Here is a 20,476-nt window from a genome sequence, read left to right as displayed (position 1 = left end):
GCCCCGCCCGCCCCGGCCCGCGCCCACCGCTCTCGCCCCGCCCCGCCCCGATCGCGACGGCGTCGCCCGGGACCGCGGTCGGCACGGGTGGGCGCCCGACGGGACGTCCCGCGAACACGGCGCGGCCGATTTCCAGGGGTTCTGCGACCGCCCGCCCGGCGGCCTCCCGTGCGTCCGGTCGGCGTGGAATGCTGCGACCCGAAGCGTTCCCGTGGCGGTCCGTGCCGCCCCGCCGCCGGCTTCGTGCCAGAGCGCTCCCGCGGGCCCCACGGCCGGGGTCCGCGGCTACGTTCGGCCGACGCCCAAGACGTACACCGAAGGAAAGAAGCCCCGCATGCCCATCAACAGCGTCACGATCGTCGGGAACCTGACCCGCGACCCCGAGCTCCGCGGCCTGCCCTCGGGCGGGTCCGTCTGCTCGCTGCGCGTCGCCGTCAACGAGCGCCGCAAGGACGCCTCGGGTCAGTGGACGGACGCGCCGAACTTCTTCAACGTCACGATCTTCGGCAACTCCGCGGACAACGCGGCGAAGTTCCTGTCCAAGGGCCGTCAGGTCGCGGTCGACGGTCGGCTGCGCTGGCGCGAGTACCAGGACCGCGACGGCAACAAGCGCGAGGCGATCGAGATCGTCGCGCAGGACGTCCAGTTCATCGGCGGCCGTGAGGGTGGGCCCGGCGGCGGGGGCGGCGCCCAGGGCGGCGGCTACGGCGGCGGCCAGTCCGACGACTGGGGCGGCGGCGGTGGTGGCGGCAACCAGGGCGGTGGCGGCTTCAACGGCCCCGGCGCGTCCTACCCCGTCGACCAGGGCGACTTCGGCGGCGGCAGCGGTGGTGGCGGCGGGAACGGTGGCGGTGGCGGCGGCTGGTCCGGCGGCGGGAACGACGCCCCGCGCAGCGCCCCGGCCCCGACGCCCGCGCCGGCCGACGACGACATCCCCTTCTAGGCGACGAGACGGGGCCGGGCGCCGGCGATCGGTGCGGCCTCGCCGCCGTGCCGTGCCGACGGGGTCCCGGAGCTGCACGACCGTGACCACCCCGACCCCGACGGAGCTCATCGGTGCGCACGTGCGCCTGCGTCCCGTGGCGCGGGGCGACGCACCGGTCCTGCGCGGGTTCCTCGACGAGCCGGCCGTCGGTCGCTGGTGGCCGCAGCCTCCCGCCGACGAGGACTTCCCCTTCGACGAGCCCGACCTCGTGGTCCTCGCGATCGAGGTGGCGGGAGAGGTCGCCGGGCTGATCCAGTTCGCGGAGGAGCTCGAGCCGGACTACCGGCACGCGTCGATCGACGTCGTCCTCGGCACCGCGTTCCACGGGCGCGGCCTCGGTCCCGACGCGGTGCGGACCGTCGTCCGGCACCTGATCCTCGACCGCGGGCACCACCGGATCACGATCGACCCGACCGTGGCCAACGAACGCGCCGTCGCCGCGTACCGCCGGGTCGGCTTCCGCGACGTCGGGATCCTGCGCGAGCAGGAGTTCGACCACGCCACCGGGACCTGGCGCGACGGGCTGCTGATGGACCTCCTCGCGAGCGACCTGGGTCTGACGCCCGGGCCGGTCCACGACGTCTGACCCGGATCGCGCCGCTGCAGGCATCCCGCTCCCCGCGCGCTCGCTCCCCGGGCGCTCGGTCCCGGCCACCCGCCGGTGCCGGCCGGGCGATCGGCGAGGTCGCAGCGCGCCGACCACGCCGGGCCTGGCATCCTCTCCTGTCCGCTGAGGGGCGTGGCATCCCGCCGCGCCCGGCACGACAGAATCGAATCTGATCCGCATGCCTGAGGCAATTCTTCTCCAGGACGTTCCGCAGCTCGGCTCCCGCGGGGCCGTCGTCGAGGTGTCCAAGGGGTACCTCCGCAACTACCTGCTGCCGCGCAAGCTCGCCGCGCCCGCCACGAAGGCGCTGCTCGACGACGCCGTCCGTGTCGCCGCCGCGCAGTCGCGCCAGCGCGCCGAGGCCGTCGGCCTGGCCCGCGAGCAGGCCGACACGCTGACCAACACGGTGCTGACGATCCAGCACCAGACCGGTGAGGAAGGCCGACTCTTCGGCTCCGTCACCAACCAGGACATCGCCGACGCCATCAAGGAGGCGCGCGGCATCGAGGTCGACAAGCGCAACGTCCGCCTGGCCGAGCCGATCCGCTCCACCGGCACGTTCGTCGTCGACGTCGAGCTGACCGAGGGCGTCATCGCCAACGTCAAGACGATCGTCGTCACCGAGCGCTAGAGCGCTTCGCAGGACCCGGCCGGCGCCCCGCGCGCCGGTCGACGCAGTGCCTCGACGGCGCCGGACCTCCGGCGCCGTCGTCGTTCCCGGGGCCGGCCGCCCCGTCAGCCGCCGCAGTACGGGCCGTCGGCCAGCATGCGGTCGAGGACCGGCTCCAGGCGGTCGCTGTTCTTGGTGAGGAACGTGTCGGGCTGGCCGTCGGGCATCCGCCGGTCGGCCAGGAAGGCGTAGTAGGCCAGGCCGCCGAACGGCGCGTCGGGGGCGCACTTCGTGCGTGCCGCCTCCACGGTCTCGTGGACGAACTCCTCGCTCGCGGACTGCCCGAACGTGGGCGGCGAGCCGGGCCGCACCCACGGGAACGCGTCGTGCGGGGGCACCAGCACGGCCACCGACTGCGCGAACGCGAGGGCCGCCAGCACCGGCAACGCCCAGCGGCCGACGGCCCGCGCGCCGCGGGTCGACGCCGGGCCGACCGACCGCCACGCCAGGACGAACCCCGTCACCGCGACCGGCACCAGCGCCAGCTCGATCGGGACGGTGACGTTCAGGCTCGTGCCGTCCTTCGTGGTGCTGATCCACGTGACCGCGGTGCCCAGCGCGAGCGCGGCGCTGACCCGCAGCTGCAGGCGGTCGGCCGGCCAGGAGGCGCGGTGGCGCAGCAGCAGCGCGCAGCCGACGAGCAGTCCCAGGAGGTTCCAGACCGTCTGCACCGCCACGCCCGGGATCGAGCCGAGCGCGTCGAAGCCGCTGTCGCGCTGGGCGAGGATCGTCTGGTCCCAGATCGCCGTCGAGAAGAGCAGCGTGTAGGCCACGACCTGGACCACCAGGGCGCCGACGAGCCACCCGGCGGTGCGCCGACGGTCGGCCGCGACGAGCGCGACGAGGACCGCGGGGACGACGAACGGCAGCTTCGTGAAGACCGCGAGCGCCAGCAGGATGCCCGCCCACGGGGCGCCGCGCTCCCGGGCCGCGAGCACGCCGGCGCCCATCAGCAGCGGCAGGCCCACGAGCTCGGGGGTGTAGACCCCGTGCTGGTTGACCGCCCACGGCAGCAGCACCGCCGCGACCGGGGTGACCGCCGTGGCCACCGACGACCCGGTCAGGCGCCGCACCGCCACCGCGGCGAGCGCGCCGCCGGCCAGCTGGCAGAGCGCCATCGCGACGTGGATCGCGTCGAGCGTGTCCGAGATCAGCAGCGGCAGGACGCCCGCGTAGAGGGAGACGGGCGGCTGGGCGGCGACCAGGCGCGAGTAGAGATCGTCGCCGTCGAGGAGCTGCCGCGCGGTCTGCGCGTAGACGCCCTCGCTGGAGGACCACATCGCGTCGCCGCGCAGGAGGGTCATCGCCAGGGCCAGGACGAGCCCCACGCCGACGCCCGCCCAGAGGGCGCGGTCCCACGTGCCGCCCGTGCCGACCGGCGGCCCGGCGTCACCTGCGCGGGGTCCGTCGCCCGCCCCGACCGTGCCGGCCTGGCCCGGGCGGGTCATCGCGTCGCCCGCCCCGACCGGGCCGGCGTGGCCCGGGCCGGTCACCGCGTCGCCCGCCCCGTCGGCGACGGGGTCCGGCTGATCTGGACCGTCGGGCGCAGGCACGGGCGGGACCATATCCGGGGGGCCGTCGGTCGACCCGCGGTCGGTCCGCGCGAGTCTCCCGCCGAGAGTCCCCGCAACGAGCGGCCGAGCGTCCCGGGCGGGTCTCCGGCCGCTGCTACCGTCGACCCTCGCTCCATGGCCCCACCCGACGACCACGACTTCCCGCCCCCCGACGACGGCCCGTACGTCGACCCGTCCTCCTCCGGCTCCTACGACGACTCCGGCGGCTACGACGACGGGGGCTTCGACGACGGCGACATGGCCATCGGCACCGCGCACGTGCCCCCGCACGACCTGCACGCCGAGCAGGCCGTCCTCGGCGCGATGATGCTGTCGGACCAGGCGCGCTACGGCCTGACGGTCGAGGACGGCCTGAAGGGCGAGGACTTCTACGCGCCGCAGCACGCGACGACGTTCGAGGCGATCCGCCGGCTCTACGCCGAGAACCAGCCCGTCGACGCGATCACCGTCGTCGAGCAGCTGCGTCGCACCGGCACCCTCGACGAGGCCGGCGGGCGCGAGGCCGTCCTCAACCTGACCTCCGCCGTCACCGAGGTCGCCGCCCTGCCGCGGCACGCGCAGATCGTCGGTGGGCTGGCGAAGATGCGCCGCCTGCTGCAGGCGACCTACGAGATCCAGACCGCCGTCCTGAAGGGCGAGGGCGACCCGGCGATCATCGTCGAGCAGGCCCAGACCGCCGTCTTCGACGTCTCCGAGACCGAGGAGAACAAGGGCCTGCGGAGCGTCGCGTCGTTCATCGACGGCGAGGTCCAGCGGCTCGAGGAGCTCGAGAAGGACGGCCGCGACATCACCGGCCTGGAGACCGGCTTCCGCGACCTCGACAAGGAGACCGCGGGCCTGCAGCCCGGCGCGATGGTCGTCCTCGCCGCCCGCCCGGCCATGGGCAAGTCGGCGTTCGTCACCAACCTCGCGGAGAACGTCGCGCTGCAGAACAAGGGTGCCGTCGCCCTGTTCTCGCTCGAGATGCCCGAGCGCGAGCTGCTCCAGCGCGTCATCGCCTCGCAGGCGGCGATCAAGGGCGACGACGTCCGCAAGGGCCGGATCGGCGACCGCTGGGGCGACGTCCTCGAGGTCGCCGACAAGCTCGCGCAGGCGCCGCTCTACATCGACGACTCCTCCGACATCGGGATCATGGAGATCCGCGCGAAGGCCCGGCGGCTGCACGCCTCGCACGCCCACGGCGTGTCGCTGGTGATCGTCGACTACCTGCAGCTGATGCGGGCCGACGGCCGCGCCGAGAACCGCGTCCAGCAGATCGGCGAGATGTCGCGAGGCCTGAAGATCCTGGCCCAGGAGCTCTCCTGCCCGGTGATAGCGCTGTCGCAGCTCTCGCGAGGCGTGGACTCGCGGCCCGACAAGCGGCCGCTGCTCTCAGACCTTCGCGAGAGCGGAAACATCGAGCAGGATGCAGACCTGGTCATGTTCCTGTATCGCGACGACTACTACAACAAGGAGACCGCGGAGCCCGGGGTCGCCGAGCTGATCATCGCCAAGAACCGCTCGGGCCGGACCGACACGATCCGTCTGCTGTTCCAGGGCGAGTACCCGCGCTTCCTGACCATGGCCCAGCCGTCGCAGGGGATGGGCGGGCCCCCCGCGAACTTCGCCGGCCCCGGGTCCGCCGGTCCGCCGGTCGGGGTGGGCGGGCCGCCTCTGCCCGGTGGCGGGCCTCCGCTGCCGAGGACGTAGCCGATGCGCTGCGCCTACGGACTGTGCGACGGGTCGGGCTGGCTCGTCGACGAACGCACGCGCTCCGCGCAGGAGTGCCGCTGCATGCCCGAGCAGCGCGCCGCCCGCGTGGCCGGCAGCCTGCGCGCCCGGATCCCCCGGGAGTACCAGGACGCGTCGTTCCAGCACACGAACATCAACGGGCTGCCGCGCGAGGCGGTCGCCCGGGTCCGGCGCTACGTCGACACGCTCGACGAGCGGCTCGCCGAGGGCGACGGGCTGTGGATCTCCGGGTCGATCGGCACCGGCAAGACGTGGCTGGCGATGCTGGTGGCCCGGTACGCGATCGAGCGGGGTCGCGGCGTCGCCGTCTACTCCGTGCCGCGGCTGCTGTCCGAGATCCGCCGCACGTACGACGACGAGGGCCAGACCACGCTCGAGCTGCTCGACCAGCTGACGTCCGTGCCGCTGCTCGTCCTCGACGACGCCGGCACCGAGCGCACGAACCCGTGGGTGCTCGAGCAGCTCTACACGATCATCAACGAGCGCTGGCAGGAGAAGCGCTCGATCGTCATGACGACCAACCTCGACGCGATCCAGATGGAGGAGCGGCTCGGCGAGCGCGCCGCGTCGCGTCTGGTGGGCATGTGCGAGACCGTGCTGCTCGACGGCGTCGACCACCGCACCGGCCGGCACCACATCGACGTCGGGCCGACCGGCTTCGGCGCGACGGAGTCCGGTGCGCGGGCGGGCGACGCCGGGCCGTCGGGGTTCGGCGCACCGGAGCCCGGCCCGGGCGGGGGCCCCGCCGGCCCGCTCGGCCCGCCGCCCCCGATGGACGCCCAGGCCGCCGCGTGGGCCGCGGCGGCCGCCGATCCCACCCGCTCGCGGCCCGACGGCTTCGGCGCGCCGCCACCGTCCCGGACCTTCGGCGCGGACCCCGCCGACCTGCGGCGCCCCGAGCGCCGGGTCTTCGACGACCGCGACCGGCGCTAGCCGACCGCCGTCGGCCCGGCGTCGCTCCGCCCTGCGCGACCTCGGCCGTCCCGACCTCGTCGCGGATCCCCGCAGACCCCGTGGCGGCGGGGGATCGTTACCCTTCCCTCCGCATGCCAGGCATCGTGATCGTGGGCGCCCAATGGGGAGACGAGGGGAAGGGCAAGCTCGTCGACCTCCTCGCCGAGCGGTCCGACGTCGTCGTCCGGTTCCAGGGCGGCAACAACGCCGGGCACACGATCGTCCACGGCGACGTGAAGTACGCGTTCCACCTCGTGCCGTCCGGGATCCTCTATCCGGGCACGACGTGCGTGATCGGCAACGGCGTGGTGGTCGATCCCGAGGTGCTGCTGGGCGAGCTGGCGCAGCTCGGGACCCAGGGCGTCGACTCCTCCGGGCTGCGGATCAGCCCCAACGCGCACGTGATCATGCCGTACCACAAGTTCCTCGACGTGGCCGGTGAGACGCGCCTCGGGAAGAACCAGATCGGCACGACCAAGCGCGGCATCGGCCCCTGCTACGCCGACAAGGCGCTGCGCCTGGGCATCCGCATCCAGGACCTCCTCGACGAGAAGATCCTGAAGAAGAAGATCGTCGCCGCGATGGAGCCCAAGGCCCGCTCCCTGCGGCCGTGGGAGCGCGACCAGTCGCTCGACCTGCAGACGATGACCGAGACGTACCTCGCGTTCGGTCACCGCCTCGAGCGGCACATCGCCGACACCTCCGCGCTCGTCTGGGACGCGCTCGACGGCGGTGGCCACGTGCTCTTCGAGGGCGCCCAGGCCGCGCTGCTGGACATCGACCACGGCACGTATCCCTTCGTCACGTCGTCGAACCCGGTCTCGGGCTCCGCGGCCGTCGGCTCCGGCGCCGGCCCGAAGGACCTCGACGAGATCTGGGGCGTCGTCAAGGCGTACTCCACCCGCGTGGGTTCCGGGCCGTTCCCGACCGAGCTCGACGGGCAGCTCGCGACGGACCTGCGCAAGAAGGGCGGCGAGCAGGGCACGACGACCGGCCGCGACCGCCGCATCGGCTGGCTCGACCTGATCGCCCTGAAGTACGCCGCGCGCCTCTGCACGCTGGACCAGATCTGCCTGACGAAGCTCGACGTGCTGTCGGGCCAGGAGACCATCAGGGTCGCCACGAGGTACCGCACCGAGGACGACGCGATCCTCGAGCGCTACCCGTACCACCAGACCGTGCTGCACCACGCCACGCCGGAGTACGACGAGCTGCCCGGCTGGGAAGAGGACATCTCGGGCTGCCGCGAGCTCTCCGACCTGCCGAAGGCCGCGCAGGACTACATCGCGTACGTCGAGGAGGGCATCGGCGTGCCGATCGGCATGATCGGCGTCGGTCCCGGCAACGACGAGAACATCTGGACCCGGGCCGGCCGCGAGTCGGCCGCCGGGAAGCTCACGAAGCTCAGCTGACGCGGGACGAGCGGCGGGGCGCCCGTCCCCGGTCCCCGCCCGCCGCGTCGGGCAGACTGACGGCGTGGCCCCGGCGCTGACCCTCCTCGACGGCGTCCGCTGGGACGGGACCCCCGTCACCGGCGAGCGGTCGCGGTCCCTGCTCGCCGCGCTGGCGTCGGGGGAGGGCCGCAGCGTGCGGCCCGATCGGCTCGTCCGCCTGATCTGGGGCGAGGACCCACCCGCCAACACGGGCAAGGCGCTCCAGGTCGTCGTCTCGCGCACCCGTGCGGCGTGCGGGACCGGCTCCGTCGTCCACGACGACACCGGCTACCGGCTGGGCATCGGCCCCGAGGCGGTCGACGTGCTGCTCCTGCGGTCGCTCGCCGCCCGCGCCGCGGCGACGCTGGACGCGGACCCCACCGAGGCCGCCGATCTCGCCGGGCGGGCGGTCGACCTGGCGCACGGCCCGGGGCTCCCGGGGCCGGCACGCGACGCACGAGCGCCGGAGCCCGGCGGCTCGGTGGGTCCGTCGGGGACCGCGGGCGGGGACGGAGGAGGCGACGTCCGCGACGACGACCCGCTCGCCGGACTCCTGCGCGAGGCCGCGGCCGACGCCGCCCGGGCCCGGATCGTCCTCGCCCGCGCGTCCGCCCGGACGGGTCGGCACGCCGAGGCGCTCCCGGCGCTGGAGGCGGCGCACGCGTCCGCCCGCGACGACGAGGCGCTGCTCGCCGATCTGCTGCGCAGCGAGGCGGCCGTCCGCGGGCCGGGCGCCGCGCTCGAGCGGTACGAGACCTACCGCCGCGACCTGCGCGAGCGGCTCGGGGCGAACCCCGGCGACGCGCTGCGACGCGCCCACCGTGACCTGCTGGCCGCCGACGGGCCGGTCCGCGCCGGCGTCCGCCACGACGCCACCGAGCTGCTCGGCCGCGACGGGGACGTGCGCCGGCTGCGCGCGCTGCTCTCGAGCTCGCGCGTCGTGTCGATCCTCGGGCCCGGCGGTCTGGGGAAGACCCGTCTGGCGCACGTCCTCGCGCGGGACGCCGAGCAACCGATGGTCCACGTCGTCGAGCTCGTCGGCGTGACCTCGCCCGGCGACGTCGTCGGCGAGCTGGGCTCGGCGCTCGGCGTCCGCGACTCCGTCGCCGGCAGGCGCGCCCTGACGCCGGAGCAGCGCGCCGACGTCCGGTCGCGGATCGCCGAGCACCTCGACCGCGCCCCGGCGCTGCTGGTCCTCGACAACTGCGAGCACGTGATCGGCGCGGTCGCCTCGCTCGTCGCGTTCCTCGTCTCCGCCACCGCGGACCTGCGCGTGCTGACGACCACCCGGGCACCGCTGGCGATCGCCGCCGAGCGCGTCCACCTGCTCGGGGCGCTCGGTCCCGACGACGCCCGGCGGCTGTTCCGCGAGCGTGCGACCGCCGCACGTCCCGGCGTCCGGCTGGAGGAGGACGCGGTGGACACCGTCGTCGATCGGCTCGACGGACTGCCGCTGGCGATCGAGCTGGCCGCCGCCCGTGTCCGTGCGATGTCGGTCGAGGACGTCGCCCGTCGGCTCGCCGACCGCTTCGCGCTGCTGCGGGGCGGCGATCGCACCGCGCCGGACCGCCACCGCACCCTCGAGGCGGTGATCGGCTGGTCCTGGGACCTGCTCGACGACCCCGGGCGCGCGGCCCTGCGGCGGCTCTCCGTCTTCCACGACGGCTTCGCGCTGGACGCTGCCGACGAGGTCCTCGGCATCGACGCGCTGCCCGCCGTGCAGGACCTCGTCGCCCAGTCTCTGCTGACCGTCGAGGAGACCGACGACGGCGTGCGCCACCGGATGCTCGAGACGGTCCGCGAGTTCGGGCGACTGCGCCTGCAGGAGGCCGGCGAGGACGACGAGGCGCGGGCCGCGCACCGCGCCTGGGCCGTCGGCTACGCGAGCCTCCACCGGCCCCGGCTGTTCGGGCCCGCCCAGTTCGACGTGATCGACCGCCTCGCCGCGGAGGACGGCAACCTCGCCGACGCGCTGCGCGCCGCGCTGGACGACGCCGATGCCGACGCCGCGATCACGATCGTCGCGGCGCTCGCGGGCCTGTGGACGATCCGGGGCGACCACGGGCGCGTCCTCGTCCTGGCGGCGCCGCTCGCGGCCGTCGTCGCCGGGTGGACCCCGGTCCCGGAGCTCGTCGACGCAGCGCGCGCCGCCGCGGCGATCACCGTGACCAACGCGTTGATCGCCGCCGACGAGCGGACCGTCGAGCTGCGGGAGCTCCTCGCGCGGATCCAGGACGTGCCGGGTGGCGATGCGCAGATCGCGGCGACGGCGCGCGCGGCCCTGGCCTACGACCCGGAGACGCCGCGCGCGCTGCCGAAGGCGCTCGAGGCCCTGGTCGACGACCCCGACCGCCACCTCGCCCGGACCGCGTTGCAGTGGACGGCCCATGCGCGGGAGAACGCCGGAGACGTCGCGGGCGCCGTCCGGGCCGCCGAGCGCGCGCTGGTCCTGACGGACCCGGAGGCCGACGGGCCGTGGGCCGGCGCGGTGCTGCGGACCCAGCTGGCACAGCTGACCGGGTCGCTCGGCGACCACGCGGGGGCCGAGCGGCACGCCCGCGGCGCCCTGCCGGTGCTCGAGCGCCTCGGCGCCCGCGACGACCTCAGCCAGCTGCGGGCCCTGATGGCGCTGGGCGCGGTCGCGGACGGGCGCTTCGGGGACGCCGAGGAGCAGTTCGCGGCGATCGACCGGCTCGGGGCGATCGAGGCGATCTTCGGCGGACGCGCCGCGCGGGCCATGGCCGAGGCCGAGCTGCTGCTCGCCCGGGGCGACCGCGACGCCGGACTGACGGCCTACCGGTCGGCGATCGTGGCGATGACCGACGTGACGTTCCCGGGGATGCCGTCCACCGGGTTCGAGCCGTGGCTCCTCTACGCGGAGTCGTCGGGCGTCGCGGCCTTCGCGCGGCACGCCGGACCGGACGAGCAGGAGGAGGGCCGGGCGCTGGCGCGCAGCGTGCGAGACCGGACGGTGCGGGCGCTCCGCAGCCGGGACGCGTACCTCGACCATCCGGTGACCGGCCTGGGGCTCTACGCCGTGGCGGCGTGGGACCTCTTCCGGGAGGACCAGGACCCGGAGCCGTCGGTCCGGCTCCTCGTGCTGGCCGAGCGGTTCTCCTACAACCGCTGGGTGCCGTCGATGGCGTGGGCCCCGGCGGCCGAGCGGGCCGAGGCCCGGGCCCCCGGCCGGCTCGGGGCGCTGCGCACCGCGCTGGCCGGGGTGTCGGGCGACGCGCTCGAGCGGGCCGCGCTGGACGCGCTCGGGACCGGGCCTCAGACCCGCCTGGAGTAGCTGCGGACCGCCAGCGGCGCGAAGATCGCGACGATCACGGCGGCGGCCAGCAGGGTCCAGCCGACCTCGGCCGTGACCTGGCCCCGGTTGGCGAGGTCGCGAGTCGCGGTGACGAGGTGCGAGACCGGGTTGAGGTTGACGAACGTCTCCACGCCGCTGGGCAGCGTGTCGGTCGGGACGAACGCGTTGGAGAGGAACGTCAGCGGGAAGAGGATCATCATCGAGATCCCCTGGACGCTCTGGGCGCTCCGGGCGATCGTGCCGATCCAGGTGAAGATCCACGACAGCGCCCAGCCGGTGACGATCGCCAGCAGGAGTGCGCCGGAGACGCCGAGCACCCCGCCGCCGGGGCGGTAGCCGATCAGGAGGCCCATCGCGAGCGTCAGGACCGCGGCGGTGGCGAAGCGCAGGAGGTCGGCGATCATCGGCCCGGCGAGCGGGGCGATGCGGGCGATCGGCAGGGAGCGGAAGCGGTCGAAGACGCCCTTCTCCATGTCCTCGCGCAGCTGCACGCCGGCCGCCATGCAGGTGGTCAGGACCGTCTGGGCGAGGATGCCGGGGATCATCAGCGGCAGGTAGCTCTTGACGTCGCCGGCGATCGCGCCGCCGAAGACGTACGCGAACAGCACGGTGAAGATGATCGGCTGGAAGACGACGTCGAAGAACTGCTCGGGGTTGCGGCGCATCTTCAGGAGCGCGCGCCACGAGAGCGCGAGCGTCTGGACGGCGGTCTCGCGCAGCGTGGTGCGCGGTCGTGCGCGGGCGACGGCCTCGGTGGGATCGACCGCGAGGCGGCTCCCGTCGGGTCCGGCGAGGAGCGAGGACTTCGAGGTGCCCGCCTCGGCGGGCGGGGCGATCGTGGTGCTCATGCGGCCACCTCCGTGGCGTCGTTCGGGTGCTCGGCGTTCTCGCCGGTGTCGTGTCCGGTCAGGGCGAGGAAGACCTCGTCCAGCGTCGGCTTGGCGACGCTCACGGCGTCGACGGCGACGCCGCCCTGGCGCAGGGCGATCAGGACGTCGGCCGCGCGGTCGGCGGCCGGCAGGGGGACGTTCAGGCGCGCGGACTCGGGGGTGCGGACGGGCTCCTCCCCGAGCTCGCGGCGGACGACCTGGCCGGCGAGCGCCATGTCGGCGTCGGGGGCGAGCGTCAGCTGCAGCGTCGAGGCGCCGACGGAGGACTTCAGCTCGTCCGGGGTGCCCTGCGCGACCTTGCGGCCGCGGTCGATGACCGCGATCCGGTCGGCGAGCTGGTCGGCCTCGTCGAGGTACTGCGTCGTCAGGAGGACGGTGCAGCCGCCGGCGACCAGCGCGCGGATGGTGTCCCACATCTGGCCGCGGGTGCGGGGGTCCAGGCCGGTCGTCGGCTCGTCGAGGAAGATCAGCGGCGGTCGGGTGATCAGGCTGGCCGCCAGGTCGAGCCGGCGGCGCATGCCCCCGGAGAACGCGGAGATCGGCTTGTCGGCGGCCTCCTGCAGGCCGAACGACCCGAGCAGCTCCTGGGCCGTGGAGCGGGCGTCGGTGCGCGAGAGGCCCTGCAGGCGGCCGAACAGCCGCAGGTTCTCGGTGGCGGTGAGGTTCTCGTCGACCGAGGCGTACTGCCCGGTGACGCCGACGAGCTGCCGGATCCGGTGCGGCTCGCCGGCGACGTCGACGCCGAAGACCTCGGCGCGCCCGCCGTCGATCGGCAGCAGCGTGGCGAGCATCTGCAGCATCGTCGTCTTGCCGGCACCGTTGGGGCCGAGGACGCCGAAGATCTCGCCGGGCTGGACGGTCAGGTCGATGCCGTCGACGGCACGGAGGTCGCCGAAGGTCTTGACGAGACCCGTGGCGTGGACTGCGGGGACGGTGGTCATCGCGAACTCCTGGGGCCGGGGACGGGGTGGTCCGGCCGTGGGTCACACGATGGGGGCGCCCGGTTTCACCGCCGACTCGGCGCGGTTTCACGGGCGGCCCGGAGGTGAAGGCGCGGGGGCCGCCCCGTCTCAGTCGAGCAGGTCCTCGTCGGGCACCGCGCCCGCGTCCCGGGCCGGGACGCCGATGACGCGGCGGCCCGGGGCGACGTCCCTGGTGACGACCGCGCCGGCGGCGACGAACGCGTCGGCGCCGACCTCGACGCCGGGGACGAGGACCGCGCGGCCGCCGACCCGGGCGCCGCGGCGGATGGTCGCGCCGTCGAGGACGATGCCCGCGGGGTCGGGCTCGCCGTCGGCGTCCAGGACCCGGCGGCCCATGCGGTCGTCGTTGGTCGTCAGCACGCCGGGACCGAGGAAGACGTGGTCCTCGACGACGCTGTGGGCGGTGACGTAGACGTCGGTCTGGATCGAGACGTGCTCGCCCACGACCACGTCGCAGTCGACGGTGGACCCGCGCCCGACGACGGTGTCGGCGCCGATCCGGGCGCGCTCGCGGACGAAGCTCTGGTCGCCGACGATGGTGCGGTCGCCCACGACGGCCGCGGCGTTGACGACGGCGTGCGCGCCGATCGTGGCGTCCTCGCCGACCCACAGGCCGGCGAGCGGCTCGGCCGACGCGGCGGCCGACCCGACCCGCAGCCGGGGCGGCTTGCCCAGCACGGCGTGGTCGCCGACGACCGTCCCCGCGCCGACGGTCGTGAACGGGTGGACCACGACGTGGGCGCCGAGCTGGACGCCGGCGCCGAGGGTGACGTGGTGGTGGACGACCGCGTGCGACCCGACGATGGCGCGCTCGCCGACGACGCAGTGGGAGTCCACGAGCGCGTACGGCGCCAGACGCGCGCCCCGCTCGATGCGGGACTCCGCGCCGATGATCGAGCCGGCCCCGCCGACGGCGCTCTCGTCGGCGGTCGCGCTGGGGTGCATGGAGGCACGGGGCGGGCGGCGGGCCATGGACGGAGCGTAGTGGGAGGCGGACGGACGGGACCCGAACGCGACGAACTAGGCTCCCCCGGGTGAGCACGACGGCGGACAGCCCGGCCGGACTCCTGCGCGGGGCGGTGATCGGCCTGGGCATGATGGGCCGCCACCACGCGCGGGTCCTGCAGACCTCGGGGGTCGTGGCGTTCGCGGGCGCGGTCGATCCCGAGGGCGACCGGCACGGCGCGGTCGCCGATCCTTCGAAGGTCTTCCCCACGGTCCGCACGCTGCTGGGGTCCGATCCCGCGGGGCCGCCCGACCTCGCGATCGTCGCCGTGCCGACGGAGGAGCACCTGGCCACGGCGGTCGAGCTCGCGCGGGCCGGCGTGCACGTGCTCGTCGAGAAGCCGCTGGCCGAGACCCCCGAGCGCGCCCGGGAGCTCGTCGACGCGGTCCACGCGGCCGGCGTGCACGGGGCGGTCGGGCTCGTCGAGCGCTGCAACCCCGCCCTGATCGAACTGCGCCGGCGGGTCCGGGCGGGCCAGCTCGGCCAGGTCTTCCACGTGGCGACGGAGCGGCTCGGCCCGTTCCCCGCCCGGATCCGCGACGTCGGGGTGGTCAAGGACCTCGCCACGCACGACCTCGACCTCGTCGGCTGGCTCGGCGGGGGGAGCGTCACCACCCTGTCGGCCCAGACGCAGCACCGGATGAACCGGCCGCACGAGGACCTCGTCAACGTCGTCGGCCGGCTGGACAACGGCACGACGTTCACCTCGATGGTCGACTGGCTCTCGCCGACGAAGGTCCGCCAGACCCGCGTCCTGGGGGAGAAGGGCATGCTCGTCGCCGACACGCTGACCGCAGACCTGACGTTCTACGCCAACGGCGAGGTCTCGAGCGAGTGGGACAGCATGCGCTCGCTGCGCGGGGTGTCCGAGGGCGACGTCACCCGCTACGCCCTGCCGCGCCGCGAACCGCTCCTCGTCGAGCTCGAGGGCTTCGTCGCGCTGCTCCGCGGCGAGGAGGACCCGCAGGTCGTGACGCTCGAGGAGGGGCTCGCCGTCGTCCACGTCGCCGACGCCGTGCTGCGCAGCGCCGGGTCGCAGGAGACCGTGCACGTGCACCCCGTGTCGACGGCGGAGCGCGGCGACGTGCCCGTCGTCCCCGCGGCCGGGAGCGCGTCGTGAAGGTCGTCGTCGTCGCGCTGGGCAAGATCGGCCTGCCGCTCGCCGCGTTCGCCGCGCTCCGCGGCCACGAGGTCGTCGGCTGCGACATCGACGAGCGCGTCGTCCGGCAGGTCAACGCCGCGCACGAGCCGTTCCCGGGCGAGGGCGGCCTGGCCGACGCGCTGCGCGAGACGGTCGGCGACGGCCGGCTGACCGCGACGACCGACACGGTCGGGGCCGTCGCGGCGGGCGCGGACCTGATCCTCGTGGTGCCGCCGCTGGTGGTCGACGCGCAGGCGCGCCCGGAGTGGCGGGCCGTCGACGCTGCGCTGGGCGACGTGGGCGCGGGGCTGCGGCGCGGCCGCGAGGAGCGCGGCACCGCGGCGGGGCCGGACGGCCTGCCGCCGAGCGTCGTCGTCGAGACGACCCTGCCGGTCGGCAGCACCCGCGGCCGCGTCGCGCAGCTGCTGGCGTTCACGAGTCGGCTGACGGAGGGCGAGGACTTCCACGCCGCCCACAGCCCCGAGCGCGTCTACTCCGGCCGGATCTTCCGCGACCTCGAGACGTACCCGAAGCTCGTCGGCGGTCTCGACGACCTGGGGGAGGCACGGACGGCCGAGCGCTACCGGCGGCTGCTCAACGGCGAGGAGGCCCCCGTGCCGCTCGGCGCCGGGGACGCGGCCGCGTCGTCGGCCGGGCCCCCCGGGTCGTCCGCGGCCGGGTCGCCGGCGCTGCGCCGGCCGGCGTCCGAGGCGATCGAGGTCCGCGAGCTCGGCGGGGCCGAGGCCGCGGAGCTGACGAAGCTCGCCGAGACGACCTACCGCGACATCAACATCGCGTTCGCCAACGAGCTGGCCCGCCACGCCGACCGGATCGGCGTGGACGTCGACGGGGTCATCGACGCCGCCAACTCGCAGCCGTTCTCGCACATCCACCGTCCCGGCGTGGCGGTCGGCGGGCACTGCATCCCGGTCTATCCGCGCTTCTACCTCGAGGGCGACCCCGGCGCGACGCTGCCCGCGGCCGCCCGCGTGGTCAACGAGGCGATGCCGGCCTACGCGGTCGACCTGCTCGCCGACCTGCTCGGCGGCGGGCTCCGGGGCAAGCTCGTCCTGATCCTCGGGGCGGCCTACCGCGGCGACGTGAAGGAGACCGCGTTCTCCGGCGTCTTCGGGCTGCGCGACGCCCTGCTCGCCGCCGGCGCCCGGCCGATCGTCGCGGACCCGCTCTACAGCGACGACGAGCTGCGCGAGCTCGGTCTCGAGGCGTGGCTGGGCGGCCCGATCGACGGGGCCGTGGTCCAGGCCGACCACGCGGAGTACCGCGCGCTGACCGCGCAGGACCTGCCCGGGGTCGACGCGGTGGTCGACGGGCGCGGCGTGCTCGACGTCGACGCGTGGCGGGCGGACGGCGTGGCGATCCGGCGGATCGGCCGGGACGGCGTGCGGGAGGGCTGAGCGGGCGGGGCGATCCGTCCACCTGCCTCGTCGACGCGGACGGCCTGCGTACGATGCGGCGGTGCCTAACGCCATTAACCCCTCAGGGCCCTCCGACGCCGCGTCCCGCCCCGGCCCGTCGCGTCGTCGCCGCCGGGTCGCGGTGGGCCTGGGCGTCTCCGCGATCGCGCTGGTCGGCGGCGCACCCGCGTCCGCCGAGGTGCGGTCGTTCACCGCCGACGGGACCTACACGGTCCCGGCGGACACGAGCTCGGTGTTCTTCGTGGTGCAGGGCGGCGCGGGAGAGGACTTCGCGGGCGCGGAGAGCCCCAGCGCGGGCGGCGCGGGTGCGCGCGTCCGCGCGCGCGTGGCCCTCCCGCCGGGCACCCCGTCGACGCAGCTGTCGGTCACCGTCGGGTACGGCGGCGGTGCCGGGACGCCGGGCGGCGCCCGCGGGGGTGGCGCGGGGGGCGGCGCGAGCGACGTCCGGAGCCTGGGCGGCGACCTCAACAGCCGGTTGCTCGTGGCGGGCGGCGGCGGTGGCGCCGGTGCCCTGTACGGCGGCGGCGACGCCGGACAGGACGGCGCGGGCGCCCAGAGCTCGTTCGGCAGGGCGGGCACGGCGACCGCCGGGGGTGCCGGCGGCACCGGCACCTTCGCGGTCGGTGGCACCGGCGCGTTCGGGGCCGGCGGGGAGAGCGGACGGAACAGGTTCGTCGCCACCTTCGGTGGTGGCGGTGGCGGCGGCGGGTTCTACGGTGGCGGTGGTGGCGCGTTCCTGTCCACCAGCACCGACGGCACCGGCGGCGGTGGCGGCGGGAGCAGCTACGTCGGTCTGCAGTTCCAGCGGGTCGACGTCGCACCGCTCCGCGGGCCGGCCCGCGTCGACATCTACACAGGGACCTCCGCGGCGGTCCCGTCGGCCCCCGTCGCGTTCGGCACCACCCCGCAGGGGACGGTCGGGCCCGCCCAGCGGGTCGCCGTGACGAACACGGGCGCCACCGACCTCCCCGGCTTCTCGTTCGCCGGGGCGAACCCGGACGACTTCTTCATCGGCTCGGACCCGTGCCGCGGCATGCTCCCGGGCGACACGTGCGACGTCGTCGTGCGGTTCTCACCTCAGGCGCAGGGCGCCCGTACGGCCACGCTCAGCATCGCGGGCCAGACGGTCGCGCTGAGCGGGACGGGCGGCCCGCTGCCGACGGGTCCGACCGGTCCGACCGGGGCCACGGGGCCGACGGGCGCGACCGGTCCGGCCGGTCCGACGGGGCCGACGGGCGCCACGGGGCCCGCCGGCGCCACGGGTGCGACGGGTGCCACGGGGCCGACGGGTGCGGCGGGGCCGACGGGTGCGACCGGGCCGACGGGGGCGACCGGCCCGACGGGTGCAGCGGGCGCCGCCGGCGCGAAGGGCGACCGCGGCGAGGTCGGGCCTCCCGGCCCGCAGGGGTCGATCGGACTGACGGGTCCGCGCGGCCTGCGCGGTGAGCGCGGTTCGACGGGCGACCGCGGCGCGCGCGGGCCCATCGCGGTCTACAAGTGCCAGAAGCGTCGCGGCGACGGGCGGTTCCCGATCGCCTGCTTCGTGTCGGTCGTGGCGGGGTCGCGGTCCGCGGACGCCCGGACCGTGAGCGTGCGGATCCGCCGCTTCTCCGGTCGGCTCTACGCCTCCGGGAAGCGGACGCTCCACCAGGGGCAGACGACGGTCCCGGTGACCGGCACGCTGCCCACCCGCAGCGGCCGCTACAGCGTGATCGCGACCGTGCGGCTCAACGGCCGGACGACGACGCTGCGCGGCTCGTTCACGGTCCCGGCGACGCCCGCGGCGGGGAAGTAGCGCCGACCGACCGGGCCGCCGCGCGGGACCGGTCCCGGAGGGGAGGCCGGCCCGTCCCGCGGGACGGGGCGTCGTGAGGCGGGGCGTCTTCCTGCACCGCGGCCCCCGTGTGCGGCAGCACACCCCGGGTCGCCGGGCCCGGGGGCTATCGTTCCTTGGTCTGCGCAACCTTCCGCACAGCCCGGCCCTGAGCCGGCCCTCCCGTCGCGCGGCGCCCACCCGCGTCGACGTCCTCGCCGGTCTCGTCACCGCTCTCGCGCTGATCCCGGAGACGATCTCGTTCTCGATCGTCGCCGGCGTCGATCCGCGGATCGGGCTGCTCTCGTCGTTCACGTTCTCCGTCGTCATCGCCTTCGTCGGCGGCCGACCCGCGATGGTCTCCGCCGCCGCCGGCTCGATGGCGCTCGTCGCCGCACCGCTCGTGCGCGACCACGGGTTCGAGTACCTCGTCGTCGCGACGGTGCTGGCCGGCGTCCTGCAGCTCGGGCTCGCCCGCGCGGGCATCGCGCAGCTGCTGACGCGCCTGCCGACCGGGGCGACGCTGGGCTTCGTCAACGGCCTGGCGATCCTCATCTTCCTCGCGCAGATGGACCACCTGGTCTCCGCGCCCGTGGTGCTCCTGGTCCTGCTGGGGGTGGCGATCATCTTCGGCGGCCGCCACGTGGGGATCCGCGTGCCGCCGTCGCTGATCAGCACGGCGGTCCTGACGATCGTCGCGGTCGCGCTGGTCTCGAGCGCCCCGACCGTCGGGGACGAGGGGACGCTGCCCACCGGGCTGCCCGGCTTCCACGCGCCGGACGTCCCCTTCGCGTGGGCGACGCTGTGGACCGTCCTGCCGACCGCGATCAGCCTCGCCGCGGTCGGGCTGGTCGAGTCGCTGTTGACCGCCGAGCTCGTCGACCGGATGACGGAGACGGACTCGCCGAAGCGCCGCGAGGCCTACGGCCAGGGCGTCGCGAACGTCGTGACAGGGTTCTTCGGCGGCCAGCCGGGCTGCGCGATGATCGGCCAGTCGCTCCTGAACGTCGAGAGCGGCGGTCGCGGCCGGGTGTCGACCTTCGCGGCCGGTGCGTGGCTCCTGGCACTCGTCGTCCTGCTGCACCCGCTGATGGAGATCCTGCCGACGGCCGCGCTCGTGGCGACCATGATCGTCGTCGCCCTGACGACCTTCGACTGGTCCTCGATCGCGCCCCGGCGGATGCGCGGCGCCCCCGTCGACACGGTCGTGATGATCCTCACCACCGCCGTGGTGGTCGAGACGTCGAACCTCGCCTACGGCGTCGCGGCCGGCGCGGTCGTTGCGTGGCTGCTCACCCGCCGGCGCCGACGGGACACGGGCCTGCCGGACGACGCGCTGACCGCGCCGGAGCCCGCGCGGGCGGACGCGGACGTGCCGCGGCCCACGGGCACCGTGGCCTCCGACGCCGGCTGACCCTCTCGGCTCGGCCGGGCGCGAGGGGGGACTGACCTCCGACGCCGGCCGACTGCTCCCGGAGTACGGCTCGAGGAGGTCCTGCGGCCGGCCGGGCGCGAGGGGAGCCTGGCCCCTGGCGCCGGCTGACCGCTCCCGGCCCGGCCGGGCGCGAGGGGGGCCTGGCCCCCGACGCCGTCTGAACGCTCCCGGCCCCCCGGGCACGAGGGGAGCCTCGAACGGTGGCCGGTCCGCGGCAGGGGCCAGCGGAAAGGTGCGGAACGTCCCTCCCCGCTCGACGTTTCGCACGATCCCGTCGTCCCGGCCCCCGGAAGGTGCGGAACGTCGGGCTCGGACTGCCGTGTCGCACGTTTCCCCGCCCCGCTGACCCGACCCGCACCACCGGCTCCGGCTCTTGGCCCCGGCGCCCCGCGCCGCACGACCGGCCCCGGCCCCCTGCTTCCGGCCCCGGCTCCGCCTCCGCCTCCGCCTCCGCCGCCACCGGCCACCGGCCCCGGCTCCGCCTCCGCCGCCGCCGCCACCGGCC

General features: G+C 75.5%; 15 protein-coding genes. 11 read left to right on the top strand and 4 right to left on the bottom strand.

Annotation, left to right across the window (positions count from 1 at the left end):
- The first annotated feature begins 334 nt into the window (after positions 1-334).
- From Q7T67_RS13850 to rplI, 3 genes are all read left to right on the top strand, one after another.
- On the top strand, positions 335-943 hold the full coding sequence (locus tag Q7T67_RS13850; RefSeq protein WP_304790589.1) for a single-stranded DNA-binding protein: 609 nt from the start codon (positions 335-337) through the stop codon (positions 941-943).
- A gap of 82 nt (positions 944-1,025) precedes the next feature.
- Positions 1,026-1,571 (top strand): GNAT family N-acetyltransferase, encoded by a 546-nt coding sequence (locus Q7T67_RS13845; protein ID WP_304790585.1) that lies wholly within the window; start codon positions 1,026-1,028, stop codon positions 1,569-1,571.
- Positions 1,572-1,770: 199 nt separating this feature from the next.
- Positions 1,771-2,223 (top strand): 50S ribosomal protein L9, encoded by a 453-nt coding sequence (gene rplI / locus Q7T67_RS13840; RefSeq protein ID WP_304790582.1) that lies wholly within the window; start codon positions 1,771-1,773, stop codon positions 2,221-2,223.
- A gap of 104 nt (positions 2,224-2,327) precedes the next feature.
- On the opposite strand, the gene Q7T67_RS13835 is transcribed toward rplI, so the two are convergent.
- Positions 2,328-3,815, bottom strand: a complete 1,488-nt coding sequence (locus tag Q7T67_RS13835; RefSeq protein WP_304790579.1) for a hypothetical protein — start codon at positions 3,813-3,815, stop codon at positions 2,328-2,330.
- A gap of 135 nt (positions 3,816-3,950) precedes the next feature.
- On the opposite strand from Q7T67_RS13835, the gene dnaB reads away from it, so the two are divergent.
- The 4 genes from dnaB to Q7T67_RS13815 all read left to right on the top strand — a co-directional run bounded on the left by dnaB (position 3,951) and on the right by Q7T67_RS13815 (position 11,246).
- A complete protein-coding gene (dnaB, locus tag Q7T67_RS13830) occupies positions 3,951-5,525 on the top strand; it encodes a replicative DNA helicase (RefSeq protein ID WP_304790576.1) in 1,575 nt (524 codons plus the stop codon).
- Between the two features lie 3 nt (positions 5,526-5,528).
- On the top strand, positions 5,529-6,500 hold the full coding sequence (locus Q7T67_RS13825; protein ID WP_304790573.1) for an ATP-binding protein: 972 nt from the start codon (positions 5,529-5,531) through the stop codon (positions 6,498-6,500).
- Positions 6,501-6,613: 113 nt separating this feature from the next.
- Complete coding sequence (locus Q7T67_RS13820; protein WP_304790570.1) at positions 6,614-7,933, top strand: adenylosuccinate synthase; 1,320 nt, start codon at positions 6,614-6,616, stop codon at positions 7,931-7,933.
- Positions 7,934-7,997: 64 nt separating this feature from the next.
- Complete coding sequence (locus Q7T67_RS13815) at positions 7,998-11,246, top strand: BTAD domain-containing putative transcriptional regulator (RefSeq protein WP_304790568.1); 3,249 nt, start codon at positions 7,998-8,000, stop codon at positions 11,244-11,246.
- On the opposite strand, the gene Q7T67_RS13810 is transcribed toward Q7T67_RS13815, so the two are convergent.
- From Q7T67_RS13810 to Q7T67_RS13800, 3 genes are all read right to left on the bottom strand, one after another.
- Positions 11,228-12,115, bottom strand: coding sequence for an ABC transporter permease (locus Q7T67_RS13810; RefSeq protein WP_304790565.1), 888 nt, complete (start codon positions 12,113-12,115; stop codon positions 11,228-11,230). The genes Q7T67_RS13815 and Q7T67_RS13810 overlap by 19 nt on opposite strands.
- On the bottom strand, positions 12,112-13,098 hold the full coding sequence (locus Q7T67_RS13805) for an ATP-binding cassette domain-containing protein (RefSeq protein ID WP_304790562.1): 987 nt from the start codon (positions 13,096-13,098) through the stop codon (positions 12,112-12,114). Before Q7T67_RS13805 ends, Q7T67_RS13810 begins: the two co-directional genes overlap by 4 nt.
- Positions 13,099-13,227: 129 nt before the next feature.
- Complete coding sequence (locus Q7T67_RS13800) at positions 13,228-14,112, bottom strand: N-acetyltransferase (protein WP_304790558.1); 885 nt, start codon at positions 14,110-14,112, stop codon at positions 13,228-13,230.
- A gap of 62 nt (positions 14,113-14,174) precedes the next feature.
- Here Q7T67_RS13800 and Q7T67_RS13795 point away from each other — a divergent pair, with 62 nt between their 5' ends.
- The 4 genes from Q7T67_RS13795 to Q7T67_RS13780 all read left to right on the top strand — a co-directional run bounded on the left by Q7T67_RS13795 (position 14,175) and on the right by Q7T67_RS13780 (position 19,950).
- Complete coding sequence (locus Q7T67_RS13795) at positions 14,175-15,266, top strand: Gfo/Idh/MocA family protein (protein WP_304790555.1); 1,092 nt, start codon at positions 14,175-14,177, stop codon at positions 15,264-15,266.
- Positions 15,263-16,702 carry a nucleotide sugar dehydrogenase gene (locus Q7T67_RS13790; RefSeq protein WP_304790552.1) on the top strand — a complete coding sequence of 480 codons (1,440 nt, stop codon included), beginning with the start codon at positions 15,263-15,265 and terminating at the stop codon, positions 16,700-16,702. The genes Q7T67_RS13795 and Q7T67_RS13790 overlap by 4 nt, the downstream gene beginning before the upstream one ends.
- 61 nt (positions 16,703-16,763) lie before the next feature.
- Positions 16,764-18,518, top strand: coding sequence for a choice-of-anchor D domain-containing protein (locus tag Q7T67_RS13785; RefSeq protein WP_304790549.1), 1,755 nt, complete (start codon positions 16,764-16,766; stop codon positions 18,516-18,518).
- Between the two features lie 73 nt (positions 18,519-18,591).
- On the top strand, positions 18,592-19,950 hold the full coding sequence (locus Q7T67_RS13780; RefSeq protein WP_304790546.1) for a SulP family inorganic anion transporter: 1,359 nt from the start codon (positions 18,592-18,594) through the stop codon (positions 19,948-19,950).
- The last annotated feature ends 526 nt before the right edge of the window (positions 19,951-20,476 follow it).

Origin of the sequence: Patulibacter sp., assembly GCF_030655195.1 — a bacterium.
Lineage (GTDB): Bacteria > Actinomycetota > Thermoleophilia > Solirubrobacterales > Solirubrobacteraceae > Patulibacter.
Note: the sequence above shows the minus strand (reverse complement) of the source record. Positions and strands in the feature narration are given on the sequence as shown.